Consider the following 19,398-nt stretch of genomic DNA (forward strand, 5'->3'; position numbering starts at 1 on the left):
CCTGCATGAACGTTCCCGGCGCCCCCTTGCGCGGTTCGGGGCGGGGCACCTAGATGGCGCCACGCCGCACCCCCTTGGAATCGCCCGATGACAGCACCGCTCAAACGTCCCTCGGGCCAGGAGGGAATGTTCTGGAAAACCAAGACCTTGGAAGAGATGTCCGAGGCGGAATGGGAGAGCCTGTGCGACGGCTGCGGGCGCTGCTGTCTTGAGAAGCTCGAAGACGAGGATACCGGCGACATCTACTTCACCCACATTTCCTGCAAGCTTCTGGATGCCGGCCTATGTGCCTGCAAGGACTACCCGAACCGCTCGGAACAGGTGCCGGACTGCGTCCGCCTGACGCCGGAGAACGTCCGCACCATCACCTGGCTGCCGCCGAGCTGCGGCTACCGGCTGGCGGCGGAGGGACGCGATCTCTACTGGTGGCATCCCCTGATCTCCGGCGATCCTCAGACGGTGCATGAAGCAGGGGTCTCCGTACGTGGCCGAGTCGAGGGCACCGAGGACGACGTTCCCGACGACCAGCTCGAGGATCACATCGTGCAATGGCCGGTGCTGCTCCCGAAGCGCGCCAAGCTGAAGCACCGGCCCAAATGAGCCCGGTCACTTCGCACGCGCAGCAAGTCACGATGGTGCGACCAGTCCCGTGCTGTCGGGATACGCCCATGCGCGGGGCCCGCTGCCGCAAGGGAAAATTATGCCTTAAGTAGTTCGCTATCTGGCGAATCTGCGCGGCGTTGGCCGCGCGCGGCGTAGCAATTTATCCCCATGAACAAGTTTGATCGACAGAGCCGTTATCCGGCCGCGTCCCAATCCTTGCCCGAAGAGATTGCCGCCGAGCTGCCGGCGATCCCGCCGCAGGTGCAGGCGGTGGATGATGCTCCGTCGCTGGCGCCGCCGGTTCCGCTGACCCAGGCCGAAGTCCGCACCATCCTGATGAGCCTGCTGCTGACGATGTTCCTGGCCGCGCTCGACCAGACCATCGTCGCGACCGCGCTGCCGACCATCGGCCGCGAGTTCCAGGATGTGACCAACCTCTCCTGGGTGATCACCGCCTATCTGCTGGCCTCCACCGCCGTGGCGCCGGTGTTCGGCACGCTTTGCGACATCTATGGCCGGCGCTCGATGATCATCACCGCGCTCAGCCTGTTCGTGGTGGGCTCGATCGTCTGCGCGCTGGCGCCGAACATGCCGGTCCTGATCCTCGCCCGCGGCCTGCAAGGGCTCGGCGGCGGCGGCATCATGCCGGTCGTCCAGACCGTGATCTCCGACGTGGTCAGCCCGCGCGAGCGCGGCCAGTACCAGGCCTATTTCAGCGGCGTCTGGCTGCTGGCGGGCCTGCTGGGGCCGGTGATCGGCGGCTTCTTCGCCGATCATCTGCACTGGTCGATGATCTTCTGGATCAACGTGCCCCTGGCCATCGCGGCGCTGGGGCTGCTGCTGCCCAAGATGGCGCGGCTGCCGGTCTATCACCGGCTGCGCAAGGTCGACTGGGCCGGCGGTCTGCTGCTGATGGCGTCGGCCGTCGTGTTCATGCTGGTGCTGACCTGGGGCGGCCACAAGCTGGCCTGGCTGTCGCCGACCATCCTGGCGATGATCGGCAGCGCGGTGGCGCTGGGGCTGGCCTTCGTCTGGCACGCCAAGCGGGCCGACGAGCCGTTCCTGCCGTTGTCGCTGATGGGTGGCACCGTGGTGCCCTACGGCATGCTGGCGAGCGGCTGCGCGCTCGGCGCGCTGATCGGGCTGACCGTTCACCTGCCGCTGTACTACGAGCTGGTCTATCACCTGACGCCGAGCCAGGCCGGGCTCGGCCTGATTCCGATCGCGGCGATCTCGACCTTCGGCGCTGCGATCGCCGGCCGCACCATGGCGCGGGTCAAGCACTACAAGCGCGTCGCCATCATCGGCACGCTCGTCGGCACTGTCGCCGCCGCGGTGATGACCGTCACCACGCCGTCGCTGTGGGTCCTGATGGTGCTGCTGTCGATCTTCGGCATCGGGCTCGGCACGGCGTTCCCGATCTCGGTGGTGTCGCTCCAGAACTCAGTGGCGCGCTCGCAGATCGGCACCATCACCGGCGCGATGAACTTCTTCCGCTCGATGATGTCGTCGTTCACGGTCGCGGCCTTCAGCGCCATTCTCCTGATGGTGCTCGGCGCCGACATCTCGCTGGCCGAGGGCGCCCATGGCGCGGTCAGCGGCATTGCGGAGGCCGACATGATCCATGCCTTCCGCTTCGTCTATGCCGCGGCCACGTTGATGCTCGCCTGCGCCTCCGTGTGCATGATGCTGATGGAGGAGCGTCCGCTGGCCGGCCCGTCAAGGAATGAGCCGGTGGAGCTCGCGGAGTAGCAAAGAAGTAGAATGGGCAAAGGCGCCGGGCAGGGCCGAGATTCGAGGCGCGCTGTCACGCGCCGTGCCCACCATCGTCAAGCACGGCAAGTGGCAAGACGGTGGGCACGGCGCCGCTGCGACCTCGCGTGAGGAGAGCGCACGGCAGCGCCTTTGCCCACACTACGATTCGCGCGCTGGCGCTGCTATTGGCGGGGCTGAACGACCTCGACGTTGTCCTGCCCGCGCGAGCCGTCATCGAGCGATGATTTGACGAGACCGGCCTCGGCGCGACGGGAGAACTCGGTCGCTCCGCCGTTCGCGAGTTCCTTGGCCTGGCTGATCCACTGCTCGCGCTCGATCCGCCCCGCGAAGGCCAGGTAGGAGCCGACCCATTTGGCGTGCTCCGCCGTCCAGGCCCCGATCTGCTCGAAGTGCCAGATGCCGAGCCCGTGTAGCCGCGCCTCGTTCTGCTTGCCGATGCCCTTGATCAGCTTGAGGTCGTCCGCCTGTCCGCCGTGCGGGGCAGCGAGGCCGAGCGGCCGGCTGCCGGCGTGATCGTCCTGGTTCTCGACCGGTGGCATCAGCGCCGGCAGGTGGGCCAGGAGGTAGCTGGCCTCGTCTTCGGTCAGCGCCGCATCGGCCTGCTCATCGATCGTGATGGCGCCGGACTTCACCGCGCTCGAATGCGCGGTGTCGAGACCGGCCGCGAGCAGCTTCGCCTGGGCGATCCAATGCTCACGCTCGATCCGGCCGGGGAACGCCATGTGATGGCCGACCCAGTCCGCATGCGCCGGCGTCCATTCCGCGATCTGGCTGAAATGATGCACGCCGATGTCGTTGAGAACGCGCTCGTTCTTGGGCCCGATGCCCTTGATCAGCTTGAGATCGTCCGCGCTGCCGTCGGGAGCGGGCAGGGCCGGCGGCCTGTCATCGGCAGCAGCCATAGGTGCTGACGAGGCGGCGACGGCGCTGGCGAACTGCTCAGCCTCGGCCTCCGCCGCAACTCGTTCGGCCTCCGCCTTGGCGGCGGCCTCGGCCGCGACGCGATCGGCCTCGGCCTTCGCAGTCGCCTCGGCCGCGAGGCGCTGAGCCTCCGCCTCGGCTCTGGCAACGGCTTCCACGGCGAGGCGGTCGGCTTCGGCTTTTGCAGCAGCCTCTGCGGCGAGGCGATCGGCTTCGGCCTTTGCCGCGGCTTCTGCGGCGAGGCGGTCAGCTTCGGCCTTTGCGGCAGCCTCGGCGGCGAGGCGATCGGCTTCGGCCTTTGCGGCAGCTTCCGCGGCGAGGCGATCGGCTTCGGCCTTCGCGGCAGCCTCGGCGGCAAGACGCTCGGCTTCGGCCTTCGCGGCAGCTTCCGCGGCAAGACGCTCGGCTTCGGCCTTCGCGGCAGCTTCCGCAGCGAGGCGATCGGCTTCGGCCTTTGCGGCAGCTTCCGCGGCGAGGCGATCGGCTTCGGTCTTCGCGGCAGCTTCCGCGGCGAAGCGATCGGCTTCGGCCCTTGCGGCAGCCTCTGCAGCGAGGCGATCGGCCTCGGCCTTTGCAGCGGCTTCCGCAGCGAGGCGATCGGCCTCGGCCTTTGCGGCGGCTTCCGCGCCGAGGCGATCGGCCTCGGCCTTGGCGGCGGCTTCCGCGGCAAGACGATCGGCTTCGATGCTGGCGGCCGCCTGGGCCGCGGGCGATGGGGATCGGTTGTCCGCGACCGGGCGTCCGCCGCCGGTATAGGCCGCCAGCGCCAGATTGCCGCCCGGGCCGCCCGGCGACATCGCGCTGGTGTCACTCAGCCCGGCATAGTCCTTCAGATATCCGCCCGCGAGGCAGCCGAGCAAATAGGCGCTGATCATCAGCAGCAAGACTTCGAGCCAAAGCCCGGCGCGTCCCGGCAGCACCCCCAGGAGCGCCATCAACAGACCGATTGCGAAGGCGAGCGTAGCGGGCAACAGCCAGCCCCGGTGCCAGTCCGGGTGCTTGTGGTCGGACCAGGTGATCCAGCCGACCGCGCCGCCGATCAGCGCGGAGAGCAGGATCCAGACCGGAAATGTCGCAAGGTCGTACATCATGATGTCAGCGCCTCACTTCACGACGAATTCGATGCGGCGGTTCTGTGCGCGGCCTTCCGGCGTGTCGTTGGAGGCGACCGGCTTGGTCTGGCCGTAGCCCTCGGAGGTCATCCGCGCGGTGTCGATGCCGGCCTCGCCGATGTAGCCGACCACGGCCGCCGCACGCTTCTTCGAGAGCTCCATGTTGGTCTCTTCGTCGCCCACGCTGTCGGTATGGCCTTCGATCGCGATCTCGGCCTCCTTGCAGCGCTTGGTGGTCTCGATCAGGTGATCGAGCAGCGCCAGCGAGTCGCGGCTGAGCTCGGCGCTGCCGGTCGCAAACCGAATGCGCCCCTTCGCGAGCAGCCCGTTGAAGGCCGGCTGGCAGTCGGCGACGGCAAGCGGCGGATCGTCCGGCTTGACCGCGATCTTGACGTCGGCGAGCTTCAGGCCGCCGGCGGCGTCCGCGAGCTCCTTCCGCACCTGCTCGGCGGACTTGTCGTAGATGGCGAGCGCGTCCACCGAGATCGCGGTATCCTTCGCGGTCAGCGCCCCCGACCACAGCCGCGCCAGCGCCGGGAAGGTCGCCTTCAACGACGGCACGAAGTCCTTGGGCGCGCCGTCGCCGATCTTCAGGCTGTCCTCGACCGTATCGGTGACGAAGGCCTGCGTCGCCGCGTCGACGAGATCGCGCCGCGCGGCCTCGTCGGGCACATAGCCGCTCAGCTTGACGCGGCCATCCTGCTTCTGCAGCCCGAAGGCATAGGGTGAGATCGGACCGTCGCGCACGTCGACGGCGGCGACCGTGAACGGCGCGGGCAGGGCGCCCGCGAGCGCCTCGCGCAGCGCAGCCCCGGTGACGTTGGCGAGCCCGATGCCGCGCAGCGAGACCTTCGTGTCGTTGATCTCGGCGCGGCCTGCCGAGAGCTTGGCGAGAAGCTGCAGCAGGCTTGCGCCGACCTTGCCGACGTCGCTGTCGGGCGCGCCGCGCGCGATGCCGACGTCGCTCTTGATCAGCTTGCCGTCGAACTGTCCGCCCGCCGCGCCCAGCATCGCCTCGCGCACGGTAGCGCTGGGCGCAAGACCGGCCAAAGTCACGCCGCGTCCATCGAATTCCGCCGACCAGCGATAGGGCTTGATCTCCGGCGGCACGATGTCCGCTTTTGCCAGGCTGAGCCCTGCGGGCAGCTTGCCGGTGCCCGCGATCGCCGCGTCATAGGCCGCCGGCGAAGGCGCCTCGCCCGAGATCGTGTAGGTGGCGTCCGAGATCACGACGCGCCCCGTGGTCAGCCGGCTCAACTCGGCCAGCGCGTAGGTCGCATAGGCGCCGAAATCGCCGGACGGCGCGCCGCGCGCGATCTGCATCTGGTGCGTCACCGGCGCGCCGGGCGCGAGCTTGATCGCGGCCGCTTCGAGCGCGCGCCGGAGCTCGTCGCTGGGGACGACGCCTGACAACACGAGGCCCTTGCCGTCGCGCACCGCGCTCCAGATGAAGGGCTTGGCCTCCGGCGGCAGGATGGCGGCATTGGCGAGCACCGCGCCGCCGGGCAGTTGCCGGGTCGCGGCCACGGCCGCCTCGTAGACGTCCGATGAGGCGGCGGCACCGGCGATCGAATACTGCTTGTCGGCAAGGGCGAACGTGCCGTCCTTCAGCTTGGCGGCCTGCGCCAGGCCGTGGCTCGCGATCACTGCGAAATCGGTGGGCGCGCCGAGCGCATAGCCGAGGCGGTCGACGACCTCGCCGCCGCCCGCGGAGCGGGCCGCGCCGAGCACGGTGTCCCGCGCTTTGGGCGTCGGCACCGTGCCTTCGAGCACCAGCTGGCTGCCGCTGCGTGCGGCGCGGAACGCATAGGGCTTCGGCGTCGGCAGCTTGTCGTAGGTGCCGTCGACCAGCCTGACGCCCTCGACGCTGGCGGCGTCCTCGAGCCGGCTCGCCTGGTCGGGACCGAACTCCGGACCCTCGATGCGCACGTCGCGCCCGGCGACCGACACCTTCAATGCTGCTGCGGTATCTGGTGCGGCGGCGGCCACGGCGGCCCGCGCCCGCGGCGCAATTTCGTTTTCGACACCCGCCGTCTTGAAGCCCATGGCTACCAGCCAGAGCACGCCGACGACGATCAGTCCCGCCCACCATTTCGATGGTTGATGCATGTGAGAGCCCCCGTTTCCCCACCTGCGCCGGATTCACCCGGATCGAGCCGTTTGTCGTGAACCACGCGTCGAGCCTATCAGAATCGCCTTGGGAGACCAGCCGTCTCCCGCGTTGTGTTCTTCAATATACACAAGCGGAGATGGCGCTGCCTTTTGCGGCAGCCTCGCTCCTCGGGTTGCGGTCGCTTCTTCGTCGACCTCCGGTGGGCCGAGCTTGCGAGCAAAGTGTGACCGTTCGACGACCAAGCGACAGTGAGCCGCGTGGGGCCGTTACTCCTCGAGCGCCCGGCGCAGGCGGCGGATGATGATGCCGCGGGCGCGGTCGTCGGCGGCCTGCTCGATGCGCGCGTGGATGTCGAGCAGGAGGCCCGACATGTCGTTATGCCAGTCGAGCCGGGTGACGGCCTCCGGCGCCAGCCGGCGCCTGCGGGCCACGTCGATCGAGGTCGGGGCAGGCGTTGTGAGTTCGTAGACGTCGTCGAGCAGGGGGGAAAACAGCTTGGCTGCCGGCACGATCCGCTCGCTCACGCGCGCGGCCAGCGCCGCGATCGCCGCTTCCTCGCCGTGCGACAGAAACAGGCCGCGCGCAATCGGGCGGCGGGCCGCGATCCAGCGCGCGATCTCGGCGCCGTCGGCATGGCCCGAATAATCGTCGATCATGCGGATGCGCGCTCCGACCTTGATCTCCTCGCCTTGGATGCGCACCGCCTTGACGCCGTCCTGCAGAAAGCGGCCGAGCGTGCCGTTGGCTTGGTAGCCGACCAGCAGCACCGTGGCGCGGTTATTCCATAGCCAGCGCTTCAGATGATGGCGGATGCGGCCCGCGTCGCACATGCCGCTGGCGGCGATGATGATGTGGAAACCGGTCAGCTTGGCGATCGCCTTGCTTTCATCGACGGTTTCGGTGAAGCGCAGATGCGGCGACGACAGCAGACGTTCGACATCGCTGCCGCCGTCGAGGCTCGCGGCATGCGCGCGAAACACCTCGGTGGCGTGGATGGCGAGCGGCGAGTCCAGGAAGATCGGCGCGGCCGGGATCGCGCCGCGCTCCATCAGCCCGACAAGATCAACGATCAGCTCTTGCGTCCGCTCCACCGCGAAGGCCGGGATCAGCATCGCGCCGCGGGCCGCGGCGGCCTCGCGCACCTCGCCGGCGAGACGCTCGCGACGCCGTTCCTCCGTGGTCGCCTCGCGGATGCGATCGCCGTAGGTGGCTTCCGAGATCACGTAGTCGAAGCCCGAGGGCGCTTTCGGATCGGGCTGCAACAGCTTGGCGTCGGGGCCGACGTCACCGGAGGCAAGCAGGCGCAGCGGTGCGCCGTCGGAGCCTTGACCAGCGAACTCGATCTCGATGGACGCGGAGCCCAGCAGATGCCCGGCATTCCAGTAGCGGGCGCGCACGCCGGGAATGATGTCCGTCCAGCTCTCGTAGGGCACGGGCTGGAAATACTGCAACGCGGCGACTGCATCGGCCTGCGTATAGATCGGAGTCACTTCGCCGCGGCCGCGCGCGATGTTGCGGCGATTCAGCGTCAGCACTTCCTGCTCCTGGATGTTGCCGGCATCGGGGAGCATCCAGGAGCACAGATCGATGGTGCCGCGGGTGGCGAAGATCTTGCCGTCGAAGCCCGAGCTCACCAGCTTCGGCAATAGTCCGCTGTGGTCGATATGCGCATGCGTCAGCAGCACGGCGTCGATATCGGCGGGCCGGAACGGGAAGTCGCCGTAGTTCAGCTCCTTCAGCGTCTTCTGGCCCTGGAACAGTCCGCAATCGATCAGGATCTGGCCCGTGTCGGTGCGCAGCAGATAACAGGATCCGGTCACGGTCTGGGCGGCGCCGCAGAAGCGAAGGCTGACACTCATGCGGCGGTCTCCTGGCTTGTTTGATGGAATATGCGATGCCGATCAGCGCTGGCCGTTCGGACCGTCCGCGAACGCGTAGCCATTGTTGGCGCCCGCGGCGGCGGCCGCCAGATCGTGCTCCGACGGATCGCAGGTGAACACGCGATAGAGCGGCTCGCCCTGGTCGACGCGGTCGCCGATTTTCTTGAACAGGCTGATGCCGGCGCCTTTGTTGACCGGCGCGCCGGCAGTGCGTGCCAGGCGGTTGAGCCGCAGGCAGTCGATCGCGGCGACGGTGCCATCGTGCTCGGCCCGCACATCGAAGGCGAGGTTGCCGAGTTCGCTGCGGCTCGTCGTCGGTCCCTGGGCGTCGATGATCTTCTGCATCTGTTTCAGGGCTGCGCCGCTGTCGAGCAGCTCGCGGGCGCGCGCGTAGCCCGCGCCGCCGCGCAGCTTCGGATCATATTCGAGCAGATGCGCCGCGAGCCGCAGCGATTTTTCGCGCAGGTCCGCCGGTGCCGACGGCTCATTGCCCAGCACGGCCATGACGTCGCGCGCCTCGAGCACCGGACCGATGCCGTTGCCGATCGGCTGGCGACCGTCGGTCGTGATCACCTCGACCTTGATGCCGAAACGATCGCCGACGAATTCGAACAGTTTTCGCAAGCGCATCGCCTCGGCGCCGCTGGTCAGCTTGGCGGTCGGACCGACCGGCAGGTCGAGCAGCAGATGCGTCGAGCCCGCGGCGAGCTTCTTCGACAGGATCGAGGCCACCATCTGCTCGCGCGTATCGAGGCTGAGCGGGCGCTCGACCGAGATCAGGATGTCGTCGGCCGGCGACAGGTTGACGTGGCCGCCCCAGATCACGCAGCCGTTGCAGGCCGCGACGATCGACTTCATCTCCTCGGCGCCGACATTCACCCGCGCCAGCACCTCCATCGTGTCGGCGGTGCCGGCCGGCGAGGTGATCGCGCGCGACGAGGTTTTCGGGATGGTGAGCCCATGGGCGGCGACGATCGGCACCACCACCATCGAGGTGCGGTTGCCGGGAATGCCGCCGATGCAGTGCTTGTCGACCACGACGGGCTCGGGCCATGTGAGCTGCGTTCCGGCATTGGCCATCGCGCGCGTCAGCGCCAGCAGCTCGCCCGAGCTCATGAAGCTCGCGGAGCCGATCAGGAACGCCGCGATCTCCATGTCGGAATAGCGGTAGTGGGCGAGGTCGTCGATCACGGCGGCGATCGCCTGGTCGCTCAAGGTCTCGCCGCGGATCTTGGCGCGGACGGATTCGAGGCTGTCGGGCGGCGTCGCCGGCGAGACCGTCGCCAGTGTCCCCGGCGGTTCTGCGAAGCGCCGTAGCGCCGGCTCGGACAGGCCGATCTCGTCCGGCCCGACCAGCGCGTCGTCGTCGGTAATCAGCAGCGTCGCCAGCAATGTCCGGGAATTGCAGCGCAGCTCGACCCGGCTGAAGCCACTGAAGACATCCGGCCGCAACGCCTTGGAGCGGCGCGAGATCACGACCACGTTCTCGCGGCCGGTGTCGAGCGCGACGCTGCGGATCTTGAGCTGGGGGCGGGCGAATTCGGCTGTGGTCATGGCGGTGATCGTCACCGTTAAGCCGGTCGCCGTCACGGCCGTTGACGCAGATCATGCCGGAGACGGATTGCGGCCAAGCCGAATTTTTTTCTCGATGTGTCGACGATCATCCCCACGCGGCGCATCTTGGACAACCTTGTCCTCCAGACTCGCGCGTGAGAGATAAAGTCAACGAATTCAATGGATTGCGCGGAGTTTTGAAATGGCTGGCGAGCCTTGGCTGCGACCGGCGGGCGCTGCCGGGGCAGGCATCTGCTGCGCCGTTTGTCTCCGATCAGATTAACCTATTTTTCAAGCGGATGCCCGAGGGTTTCCCGGGGCGTCCGTCCCGGCCTGTGCGCGCGCCGTCGCGGCGCGCCTGATGATCGAGCCCGACCGGAGTGATAGATGCGTCAGTTGATTGCAAACTTCCTGAAGAATCAGGCTGGCGCGACCTCGATCGAATACGCCATCATCGCCGGCGGCTTGAGCATCGTGATCCTTGCCGCGGTCAACGGCCTCGGCTCGGGACTGAGCAGCAAGTTCACCGCGATCAATACGTCTATCAAATAGAACGATCGTCCCGCCGCAGCCGGATCAATTCGAAGGCGCCGTGTGTCCGCACGGCGCCCTTCGTATTTGCCACTTCCGCAGCCGCTTGAAAAAGACAAAGCTTCCGGCGGGGCATCGCCGGAAGCTTTGGAGCGGTTGAGGTTTGATCGTCTAGCGTCAGAAGTTGCGCTGGGCGCGCAGCAGCATGCTGACCGTGTCCTGGTCGCGGAGCTGATACGTGGCGGCCGGCTTGGCCGTGCTCGTGACCGCCGGAGCGATCGCGGTGCCCGAGAACTTCTGGTCGAGGTGGCTGTAGGTCACGTCGGCCGAGAAGGTCAGGCCCTTCACGGGAGTCCAGCGCGTGATCAGGCCGATCTGCCCGAGGTTGAAGTCGGGATTGCAGGTCGAGCCCGCCGTGAGCATGGCGGTCGCGGCGATGCCGGTGCAGATCAGGTTCGTGCCGGTCTGGCCGTAGCGGACCTGGGCGTAGGCGCCGTACAGCGCCGTGTTCCAGCGCGGATCCCAATTGTGGGTGTAGGCGCCACGCATGCCCCAGGTCTGCACGGTCGAGAGGCCCGTGCCTGCGCCGTAGACCGCGTCGGCGACGCCGGCGAAGCCGATGCTCTGGTAGGCGCCGGGCACGCCGGTGCTGCCGTACATCGAATAGGACGTCGAGGCCAAGCTCTGGAAGTTGTAGCGGCTGGCACCATCGGTATAAACCGCCTGCAGGTTGACGACGTCGCCCGGACCGGTCGGGATGTTCTTGATCGACAACGACGCCTGAGCAGCCCAGCCCCATTTGTCGGACGGATGGCCCGACGTTTCCGTCGCGCCATAATAGGCCGTGTGGTTGTCATGCGCGGCGAACGACGCCTGGAAAATGCCCCAGGCCTGGTCGACGCGAACCATGCCGATGATGTCCGGCGACACGTTGCCGCCGATGCTGCTGGTGCCGTAGGCGCCGCCGAGCACGCCCGCCGCGGTGATGCCCGAGGTGTTCCAGATGTTGGTGGTGAAGAACTGGGTCTGGTCCTCCAGCGAAATCGCGGCGGTGATGCCCTGGCCGAAATCGGCGGTGTAGGTCAGCTGGTTGACGCCGTTGTTGGAGCCGCTGCCGCCGACGAGACCGTCGAAATTGTTGCCCGGATAGTTGGTCCACGGCGCGTCGAAGGTCGACACCGCCTTACCCATGGTGAAGCCGGCGAACTGGATGAAGGCGTAGTAGACGCCGAGCGTGCCGCCCGAGATGGCGTCGCCCGTATAGGCGGTCGCGCCGCCGCCGGTGCCGGCGGTGGAGCCGGAGGTCCAGGTCAGGACCGCGTCGAAATAGGTGCGGACCACGCCATACTCGGTGGCCGTCCGCGTATCGATGTTGATGTCCTGGCGCGACCGCATCTGATAGCGGTTGCTGAGGCGGTTGTCGGCGCCGGCCACGCCGCCATAGGCACCGCCATAGTTGCTGTTGGTCCACAGCGCGGTTTCGGCGCGCACATAGCCGCCGAGCTTGATACAGGTGTCGGTGCCGGGCATGTAGTAGAAGCCGGTGCCGTACAGCGAGCACACCTTGACATACTCGACGGCCTTGGCCTTGAGCGGAAGGTCTGCAGCGTGAGCCGCCGCGGCGGACAATATCACTGCTCCCGTTCCAAGAAGCAGGCCCCTGATCGTCTTCATCTCAATCTCTCCGGTTGATCGGCGGTCACACGGCCCCCCGCGTGTCGCCTCTGGCGGTTGCCAGCTTCTGCTTTCACACCCGCATTCCCGCTCAGGCCGATCGGCTTGGCTCTCGGTGGCATGAATGAAGTGTGCACCAGCTCATTTCAATTTGATGAATCTGGGCTGGTTTGCCCGTGTTCCACTCGGTCGTCGTTAACATGCTCTCGGATCGCACGAGCTTCGACGCGGCAACGCCACCGTTGTGTCCGTTCTGGAACAATCTGTTAATGATGATAATCATGAATAGGGTAGGTGGGAATCCCGAACAATCACGGGGGAATCACGCAACCTGCGCACACGATGGTGCGTTCACGCATCACTCGGAATGCGCGGCACGCGTCGGAGTGCGATCCGGCTCTCAGCGGCGATTCGATTCAATCGTTATGGACGAGCGATGTGACGTCGCTGCAACCAGTCCGTTGCCGCCGACGTCCGAGGCTCGCGTGATTCGATCGAGCGTGGCGCCGCTGCGCCATCGCTTGACGAAGTCGAGAAACACCTGCAGCGGCATCGGCGGTTGCCGTCGGCTCGGGTGATAGAGGAACAGTCCAGGCATCGTATGGCTCCAGCCGGGCAGGAGCCGCACCAGCCGTCCGTCCGCCAGATGCTGGTCGATCATCGGCTCGACGAGGTAGGCCACTCCGATGCCGTCGAGCGCGGCATTCAGCGCGAGGTCGAGATCGTTGACGGTCAGCGCGCCCTCCACCGCGATCTCCGTGTGATCGCCGCCATTGTCGAAGATCCAGGGCTGCAACGTCTCGTCGGCCGGCGCGCGATGACGGATGCAGTTGTGGCTCTGCAGATCTTCGGGAACCATGGGCGTCGGATGGGCTGCGAGATAGCCGGGGGAGGCCACGGCCACGAAGCTGCATTCGTCGAACACGCGAATGACCTTCATGTCGCGTTCGACGCGATGGCCCGCGCGAATACCGGCATCGAATCGATTGCGGACGATGTCGCTGTTGGTGTCGTCGACGGCGAGTTCGAGATGGATGTCCGGGTATTCGGCGAGGAATGACCGGATCAGCGGACCGAGGCCGCGCATGGCGAACACGCGCGACACCGTCAAGCGCAACGTGCCCATCGGCTTGTCGCGAAAGGCGTTGATGCTCTCGATGGCCTGATCGACACGTTCGAGAGCCGGCTGAATCTCCGCCAGCAGCCGCTCGCCGGCCGCCGTCAGCGCCACGCTGCGCGTCGTGCGGTTGAACAGCCGGACGTCGAGCCGCTCCTCGAGGCCCTTGATCGTCTGGCTGATGGTCGGCAGCGAGCAACCGATGTGGGCGGCCGCCTTGGTGAAGCTCAACGTATCCGCGACGGCCGCGAACGCCGAGAGCTCGGACAGCTGAACACGCGCCATGGGCTAGCCGCGCCGTGCCCGGCAATGGCTTCCGACATGCTGGACCATTCATACCCCCTGATACGCCGCGTCGTGCAGCCGGACCGACTCCGCCAAGGTCGCTCCATCATCGATCAGCCGCCTTCGCGTGGAAGCTGCGCCCGATCATTCACCCGCGCCGCAGAGCTAGGCGCGGCGTGCTCATTCCGCAAGCACGGAGGCGGCATCGAACCGATCACAAATCCGCGCCCAGCCTTGGAGGCGGGAATAGCGGACCAGCTCAGCAAAACCAGCGCCTCACCGGTAAGGATGAGGAAGTTGAGATCAGAGGAGGAGCTTAGAGGAGGGACGACACGTTGAAGCGACGGCGGGTTCCACCTGTGGCGCTTCAGTGCGTCCGCGAGGTGTCATCCGGCCTTTCGCGAGCGAGCGGTCGTCCGAACCGGCTTCTCGGCCTTCTTCGGCTCGTCCGCCTTCTTCGCATCGTCCTTGGCCTTCTTGCCGCTGATCGGCAGCAGCATCTCGCGCTGGCCTTCGACGCGCTTCTTCGGCTTCTTCGCCTTGGCCTTCGGCGCGCTGGCGGTGGCCGGGGCCGGTGCCTTGTCGCCCTCGCTGGCAAGGCTGCGCTTCAACGCATCCATCAGGTTGATGACGTTGCCGGTCGACTTCGGCGCGGCCTTGGCGGTGATGGTCACGCCGTTGCGCTTCTTGTTGATGAGTTCGACCAGTGCGGCCTCGTAGTGGTCTTCGAAGTTTTCCGGCTGGAAGTCGGCCGATTTCTTCTCGACGATGTGCTTGGCGAGATCGAGCATGTCGCCGGTGATCTTCACATCCTGGATGTCGTCGAAATATTCGTCCTCGTTGCGCACCTCGTAGGGATAGCGCAGCAGCGTGCCCATCAGCCCCTTGCCGAGCGGCTCCAGCGCGATGATGTGCTCGCGGTTGGTGAGCACCACGCGGCCGATCGCGACCTTGTCCATGCTGCGGATGGTCTCGCGGATCACCGCAAAGGCGTCATGGCCGACCTTGCCGTCGGGCACGAGATAATAGGGGCGGATCAGATAGCGGCTGTCGATATCCGTGCGCGGCACGAACTCGTCGATCTCGATCGTGTGGGTCGATTCCAGCGCGATGTCGTCGAGCTCGTCCTTGGTGACCTCGATGTAGGTGTCGGTGTCGACCTTGTAGCCCTTGACGATGTCCTCGTTGGCTACTTCCTCGCCGGTCTCGGCGTCGACGCGGCTGTACTTGATGCGATGGCCGGTCTTGCGGTTGATCTGGTTGAAGGAGACTTTTTCGGATTCCGACGTGGCCGGATAGAGCGCGACCGGGCAGGTCACGAGCGATAGCCGCAGAAAACCCTTCCAATTGGCGCGCGGGGCCATGTCTCCACTCCACTCAACTGCAAACTGACGGGCGAACTCCCCGGGACCGGGCTGCTGCGGACTTAGTTCTCGCGACGGCCGCGAGGATAACATCGCAGGCCGCGGATTCAACAAGCCTACCCGCAGATTCTAAGAGCGGCGTTAACTGGTCGCATGCGGGGGCCGCGCCGGAACATCATCTGGGGGCAGACGTTGCCAACTGAGCAAGTGAGAGAACGCGATATTGCGTTCGAGAACAGCAGCGAGCTGAGGGCGCCATGGCAACAAGACGAGGGTCGCAGATCGTCGAAACTCCCACCGAAGCCCGGCAGGGCGAACCCGGCCCGTCGGTGCTGGCGATGCTGGCCATCTCCACGGGGCTGGCGCTGCTGGTCCTGGGCCTCGTGTGGTTCGTGTTCTTCCATACCTGAGGGCGCATCGAGACGTCGGCTGGCCGTGACACCGCGGCCGGCCTCCATCGCTTCGCGCCAAATCCAGCCCGGCCATCCCCATGGCCGGGCTTTTCATCGCGGTGTTCCAGAGCGTATATCCGCCTCAATTCTGTCGGCCCTTGCCGGCGGCCCCGACCGAGATGACCAAAAAGTAACCCGTTCGGTCGGGTTCCGTTCATGCGCGGTTCACGGCCTTCCGGTTCATCTTGAGGGCGGAAATCGTGCAGTTCAGCTTTGGAGGCAAGCGTGCGTCTGCTCGTTGTCGAGGACGATCCGGATCTCAACCGTCAGCTCACCACGGCCCTGAGCGACGCCGGCTACGTCGTGGACCGTGCGTTCGATGGTGAGGAGGGGCATTACCTGGGCGACAGCGAGCCCTATGACGCTGTCGTGCTCGATATCGGCCTGCCGAAGATGGATGGCATCTCCGTTCTCGAGGCCTGGCGTCGTAACGGCCGGGCGATGCCGGTCCTGATCCTCACCGCGCGCGACCGCTGGAGCGACAAGGTGCAGGGCTTCGATGCCGGCGCTGACGATTACGTTGCCAAGCCGTTCCACCTCGAGGAGGTGCTGGCGCGCATCCGCGCGCTGCTCCGTCGCTCGGCCGGTCATGCCCAGAGCGAACTGACCTGTGGCCCCGTCACGCTCGATACCCGCACCGGCAAGGTCAGCGTGTCAGGCAACCCCGTCAAGATGACCTCACACGAATACCGGCTGCTGTCCTACCTGATGCATCATTCCGGCCGCGTGGTCTCGCGGAGCGAACTGGTCGAGCATCTCTACGACCAGGACTTCGACCGCGACTCCAACACCATCGAGGTGTTCGTTGGCCGCATCCGGAAGAAGCTCGACTGCGACGTCATCCAGACCGTGCGCGGCCTCGGCTATCTCCTGACGCCGCCCCCGGCAGCCGGCGCCTGAACCGTCTCCGGCGCCCGCCATCGAGGTGGCCGGGCGCCGGACGTTTCGCTAATTTGCGGTCATGCGCCAAAGTTCACTTGCCACCCGGTTGTTCCTGTCCGCGACCGCGTGGCTCGTGGTCATCCTCGCCATCACCGGCATCGTGCTGTCCTCGGTCTATCGCAATGCGACCGAGCGCGCCTTCGACCGCAGGATCAACCTCTACCTGCGCACCTTGATCGCCGAGGTCGCCACTCCCGACGATCCGCCCGACCGGCAATTCCAGTCGCTCGGCGAGCCGCTGTTCGAGCTGCCCCTGTCCGGCTGGTATTGGCAGATCACGCGCACCGACACCGAGAAGCCGGAGGTGCGGGCCTCGCGCTCGCTGTGGGACAAGAAGCTGCCCAAGCTGGAGGAGCAGGGGATCGAGCTGACCGCGGCCGGTATCCGGATCGGCTATGTCGAGGGACCGGAGAACCAGGATCTGCGCATGGTCGAGCGGCCCGTGGACCTCGGCTCGGACGGCAAATTCCTGGTCAGCGTCGCCGGGGACGCGTCCGAGATCTTCGACGAGACCCGCAGCTTCGACTACTATCTCGGCGGCACCTTCACCGCGCTCGGCGTCGTGCTGCTGCTGACCACCATCTTCCAGGTCCGTTACGGCCTCGCGCCGCTGAAGCGCATCTCCGAATCGATCGCCGACATCCGCTCCGGCCGGGCGGAGCGGCTCGAAGGCGAGTTTCCGGTCGAAATCGCCCCCCTGGCGCGCGAAACCAATGCGCTGATCGATGCCAATCGCGAGATCGTCGAGCGGGCGCGCACCCATGTCGGCAATCTCGCCCATGCCATCAAGACGCCGCTGTCCGTGATCGTGAACGAAGCGACCACCCACGCGGCCGATCCGTTCGCGGCCAAGGTGATGGAGCAGGCCGATGTGATGCGCGACCAGGTCGCCCACCACCTCGAGCGGGCGCGGATCGCGGCGCGCGTGACGATCGTGTCGACCGTCACCGAAGTGGCGCCGGCGATCGAGGCGCTGCGCCGCACCATGGAGAAGATCTATCGCGATCGCAGCATCCTGGTCGAGGCCACGACCGACCCGTCGGCGCGGTTTCGCGGCGAGCGCCAGGATCTGGAGGAGATGGTCGGCAATCTCGTCGACAATGCCTGCAAATGGGCGACCTCCCGGGTTTCCGTCGAATTGACGGTGGAGCCGCCGGCGCAGCCGGGGGCATCGCCGATGCTGCGCATCATCGTCGATGACGATGGCCGGGGCCTCTCGGCGGCCGAGCGCGCCCAGGTGCTGCGGCGCGGCCAGCGACTCGACGAATCCAAACCAGGATCGGGCCTCGGCCTGTCGATCGTCACCGATCTGGCGGCGCTCTATGGCGGCCGGCTGACCCTGGGCGATGCGCCGACCGGCGGTCTCCGGGCCGAACTCCGGCTGCCCGGCGTTTGACGGGCGGCGAATTTCGCCATCCTAAAGGTGTTCTTAACATCGCGGACGCTAAGGTCGGTGCAGGGGTGCGCAATGTGCGCTCTCGCGGTGGAAATTTGCACGCCGGCGCATGGGTCAGACAGCTCAAGAACGATTGAGAGAATATCTCGGGCAGCTGCCGCCGAATGCGCAGTCGTTGCTGATGCGCGAGTTCGAACGCGCCATCGAGCGCGGCCAGGACGTGGCGGTCGCCACGCTGGTGCTCGAGCAGTTGCGCAAGGTCGCGCGTCCCGTTGCGCCGGCTGCGGCTGCGGCTCCGGCCGAAGCCGCCCGTTCGACGCCCCCCCGCGCCGCGCCCGCCGAGGCCGCTCCGCCCAAGCCTGCAGCCGAAACCGCGCCGGCGGCCGGCCCGTCGCGCGAGGATCGCCGGCAGAGCGGGGATGCACCGCGCCGGCTATTTCGGCCGCTCGAACCGTTCCTGACCGATTCCACCGGTCCGCTGCGTCCCGGACAGATCCGCCGCGGCTCGCTGCTTGCCGTCTGGCAGTGGCTCGGACGCGAGGGCGCGCCCGAGCGCTATGCCGAGTTCGAGGCCGCGATGTCGGCCGGCGGCGACAGCTCGCGCGAGATCGAGATGGCCGCCCGCAAGCTGCAGCTCGCCGCCGCCGAGTCCCTGATGAAGCTCGTGGGCCCGAACGCGACCGGCGACCGCCAGCGTCTGCTGGCCCGCATCGGCGCGCCCAGCGTGATCGAGGACCTCCTGCCGATCGCGCTGGTGCTGCAGAATCGCGAGGCGCTCGACGGTCTCAACGGACGCCTGCCGGGCATCATCCGGACGCTCGGCGATTCGCAGATCGCCTCCGTCACCGACGCGATCAACGTGCCGTCGTTGCAGACGCCCTTGATGCTGCCGTTCGCGCTGTCGCTGGTGATGCAGCGGCTGGCCGCGCCGTGGCAGATCATCCGCCTTGCTACCAAGATCGCCGCGTCCGACGACGAGATCCGGGTCGCGGCGACCCCGTTCGGTGTCGCCGTGACCATCGCGCTCAATGATCTCGCAGGTCTTGCCGCGGTGCTGCGCGCCGACATCCGGCGCGGGCACTTCTCCAATCTCGGCGACACGCTGAAGACCTTGCATGACGGCGTCCGCGGCCTGCGCACCGAGCTCGACCTGCGCTCGGAATCGAACTGGGGCAAGCAGCTCACCGCGATCCGCGCCGACATCTCCAACGCGCTGCAATCCGAGATCGACAGCGTGCCGGGCCGCGCCCGCCGCATCCTGCGCCAGCGCGCCGACAAGGACATTCCGGCCGGCGCCGGCGTCGACACCGGCGAGGTCGAGGAGGTCGCGGCGCTGATCGAGTTCGTCGCGGTGTGCCGCAACTATGCCAGCGAGCTCGCCATCAACGAGGTCACGCTGCGGACCTATTCCGACCTGCAGCAATATGTCGAGAAGGCCACCGAGGCGCTGGTGCAGTCGCTGCGCTCGGGCGACGCCCGGGCGCGCGCCTATCGGCAGTCGCAGGTTTCGGCGGCGATCCGCTTCTGCCATGTCCTGTTCGGCAACGACTACGCCCAATTGATGAGCCGGTCGGCCGAGAATGCGTTGAATGGCGAACGAAAATCTTCGCGCGCCGGCTGATCTTTTGCTATCTTCCACCCGTATTTGAAGAGTTCGATTTTCGGTTGTCCCGGGGGA

Annotated in this window: 14 protein-coding genes; 7 read left to right on the top strand and 7 right to left on the bottom strand. The window is 66.9% G+C overall.

Annotation, left to right across the window (positions count from 1 at the left end; all coding sequences use genetic code 11):
- Window positions 1-87: 87 nt before the first annotated feature.
- Window positions 88-600 (top strand): YcgN family cysteine cluster protein, encoded by a 513-nt coding sequence (locus tag ACQR1L_RS27500; protein WP_434861045.1) that lies wholly within the window; start codon window positions 88-90, stop codon window positions 598-600.
- Between the two features lie 171 nt (window positions 601-771).
- Complete coding sequence (locus ACQR1L_RS27505; RefSeq protein ID WP_434861046.1) at window positions 772-2,355, top strand: MDR family MFS transporter; 1,584 nt, start codon at window positions 772-774, stop codon at window positions 2,353-2,355.
- 185 nt (window positions 2,356-2,540) lie between these two features.
- Here ACQR1L_RS27505 and ACQR1L_RS27510 read toward each other — a convergent pair whose 3' ends face one another.
- The 4 genes from ACQR1L_RS27510 to ACQR1L_RS27525 form a co-directional block, all read right to left on the bottom strand.
- A complete protein-coding gene (locus ACQR1L_RS27510; RefSeq protein WP_434861047.1) occupies window positions 2,541-4,391 on the bottom strand; it encodes a cell envelope biogenesis protein TolA in 1,851 nt (616 codons plus the stop codon).
- 12 nt (window positions 4,392-4,403) lie between these two features.
- On the bottom strand, window positions 4,404-6,521 hold the full coding sequence (locus tag ACQR1L_RS27515; RefSeq protein WP_434861048.1) for an OmpA family protein: 2,118 nt from the start codon (window positions 6,519-6,521) through the stop codon (window positions 4,404-4,406).
- A 270-nt stretch (window positions 6,522-6,791) separates the two neighbouring features.
- Entirely contained in the window at window positions 6,792-8,384 is a 1,593-nt protein-coding gene (locus ACQR1L_RS27520) for an MBL fold metallo-hydrolase (RefSeq protein ID WP_434861049.1), read from the bottom strand.
- A gap of 42 nt (window positions 8,385-8,426) precedes the next feature.
- Window positions 8,427-9,959 (bottom strand): thymidine phosphorylase family protein, encoded by a 1,533-nt coding sequence (locus ACQR1L_RS27525; protein WP_434861050.1) that lies wholly within the window; start codon window positions 9,957-9,959, stop codon window positions 8,427-8,429.
- 387 nt (window positions 9,960-10,346) lie between these two features.
- On the opposite strand from ACQR1L_RS27525, the gene ACQR1L_RS27530 reads away from it, so the two are divergent.
- Window positions 10,347-10,511, top strand: a complete 165-nt coding sequence (locus ACQR1L_RS27530; RefSeq protein ID WP_434861051.1) for a Flp family type IVb pilin — start codon at window positions 10,347-10,349, stop codon at window positions 10,509-10,511.
- Between the two features lie 156 nt (window positions 10,512-10,667).
- Here the strand turns inward: ACQR1L_RS27530 and ACQR1L_RS27535 are convergent, their stop codons facing one another.
- The 3 genes from ACQR1L_RS27535 to ACQR1L_RS27545 form a co-directional block, all read right to left on the bottom strand.
- The gene (locus ACQR1L_RS27535) at window positions 10,668-12,164 is read right to left on the bottom strand and encodes a porin (RefSeq protein WP_434861052.1); all 1,497 of its coding nucleotides are present in this window, start codon (window positions 12,162-12,164) and stop codon (window positions 10,668-10,670) included.
- Between the two features lie 400 nt (window positions 12,165-12,564).
- Window positions 12,565-13,566, bottom strand: coding sequence for a LysR substrate-binding domain-containing protein (locus ACQR1L_RS27540; protein WP_434861053.1), 1,002 nt, complete (start codon window positions 13,564-13,566; stop codon window positions 12,565-12,567).
- Window positions 13,567-13,952: 386 nt separating this feature from the next.
- Window positions 13,953-14,930, bottom strand: coding sequence for a Ku protein (locus tag ACQR1L_RS27545; protein WP_434861054.1), 978 nt, complete (start codon window positions 14,928-14,930; stop codon window positions 13,953-13,955).
- Between the two features lie 257 nt (window positions 14,931-15,187).
- On the opposite strand from ACQR1L_RS27545, the gene ACQR1L_RS27550 reads away from it, so the two are divergent.
- From ACQR1L_RS27550 to ACQR1L_RS27565, 4 genes are all read left to right on the top strand, one after another.
- Window positions 15,188-15,340, top strand: coding sequence for a hypothetical protein (locus ACQR1L_RS27550; protein ID WP_009027687.1), 153 nt, complete (start codon window positions 15,188-15,190; stop codon window positions 15,338-15,340).
- 267 nt (window positions 15,341-15,607) lie between these two features.
- Window positions 15,608-16,282, top strand: a complete 675-nt coding sequence (locus ACQR1L_RS27555; protein ID WP_006614547.1) for a response regulator transcription factor — start codon at window positions 15,608-15,610, stop codon at window positions 16,280-16,282.
- A 61-nt stretch (window positions 16,283-16,343) separates the two neighbouring features.
- On the top strand, window positions 16,344-17,720 hold the full coding sequence (locus ACQR1L_RS27560) for an ATP-binding protein (RefSeq protein WP_434861055.1): 1,377 nt from the start codon (window positions 16,344-16,346) through the stop codon (window positions 17,718-17,720).
- 109 nt (window positions 17,721-17,829) lie between these two features.
- Window positions 17,830-19,341 carry a hypothetical protein gene (locus ACQR1L_RS27565; protein ID WP_434861056.1) on the top strand — a complete coding sequence of 504 codons (1,512 nt, stop codon included), beginning with the start codon at window positions 17,830-17,832 and terminating at the stop codon, window positions 19,339-19,341.
- The last annotated feature ends 57 nt before the right edge of the window (window positions 19,342-19,398 follow it).

Origin of the sequence: Bradyrhizobium sp. HKCCYLR20261 (assembly GCF_051168435.1) — a bacterium.
In the GTDB taxonomy this organism is placed as follows: domain Bacteria; phylum Pseudomonadota; class Alphaproteobacteria; order Rhizobiales; family Xanthobacteraceae; genus Bradyrhizobium.

What these genes read in the sequence shown, in the direction of transcription:
- ACQR1L_RS27500 (WP_434861045.1), top strand. Translation starts at nt 88, where the DNA reads ATGACAGCACCGCTCAAACGTCCCTCGGGCCAGGAGGGAATGTTCTGG.
- ACQR1L_RS27505 (WP_434861046.1), top strand. Translation starts at nt 772, where the DNA reads ATGAACAAGTTTGATCGACAGAGCCGTTATCCGGCCGCGTCCCAATCC.
- ACQR1L_RS27510 (WP_434861047.1), bottom strand. Translation starts at nt 4,391, where the DNA reads ATGATGTACGACCTTGCGACATTTCCGGTCTGGATCCTGCTCTCCGCG.
- ACQR1L_RS27515 (WP_434861048.1), bottom strand. Translation starts at nt 6,521, where the DNA reads ATGCATCAACCATCGAAATGGTGGGCGGGACTGATCGTCGTCGGCGTG.
- ACQR1L_RS27520 (WP_434861049.1), bottom strand. Translation starts at nt 8,384, where the DNA reads ATGAGTGTCAGCCTTCGCTTCTGCGGCGCCGCCCAGACCGTGACCGGA.
- ACQR1L_RS27525 (WP_434861050.1), bottom strand. Translation starts at nt 9,959, where the DNA reads ATGACCACAGCCGAATTCGCCCGCCCCCAGCTCAAGATCCGCAGCGTC.
- ACQR1L_RS27530 (WP_434861051.1), top strand. Translation starts at nt 10,347, where the DNA reads ATGCGTCAGTTGATTGCAAACTTCCTGAAGAATCAGGCTGGCGCGACC.
- ACQR1L_RS27535 (WP_434861052.1), bottom strand. Translation starts at nt 12,164, where the DNA reads ATGAAGACGATCAGGGGCCTGCTTCTTGGAACGGGAGCAGTGATATTG.
- ACQR1L_RS27540 (WP_434861053.1), bottom strand. Translation starts at nt 13,566, where the DNA reads ATGGCGCGTGTTCAGCTGTCCGAGCTCTCGGCGTTCGCGGCCGTCGCG.
- ACQR1L_RS27545 (WP_434861054.1), bottom strand. Translation starts at nt 14,930, where the DNA reads ATGGCCCCGCGCGCCAATTGGAAGGGTTTTCTGCGGCTATCGCTCGTG.
- ACQR1L_RS27550 (WP_009027687.1), top strand. Translation starts at nt 15,188, where the DNA reads ATGGCAACAAGACGAGGGTCGCAGATCGTCGAAACTCCCACCGAAGCC.
- ACQR1L_RS27560 (WP_434861055.1), top strand. Translation starts at nt 16,344, where the DNA reads ATGCGCCAAAGTTCACTTGCCACCCGGTTGTTCCTGTCCGCGACCGCG.
- ACQR1L_RS27565 (WP_434861056.1), top strand. Translation starts at nt 17,830, where the DNA reads ATGGGTCAGACAGCTCAAGAACGATTGAGAGAATATCTCGGGCAGCTG.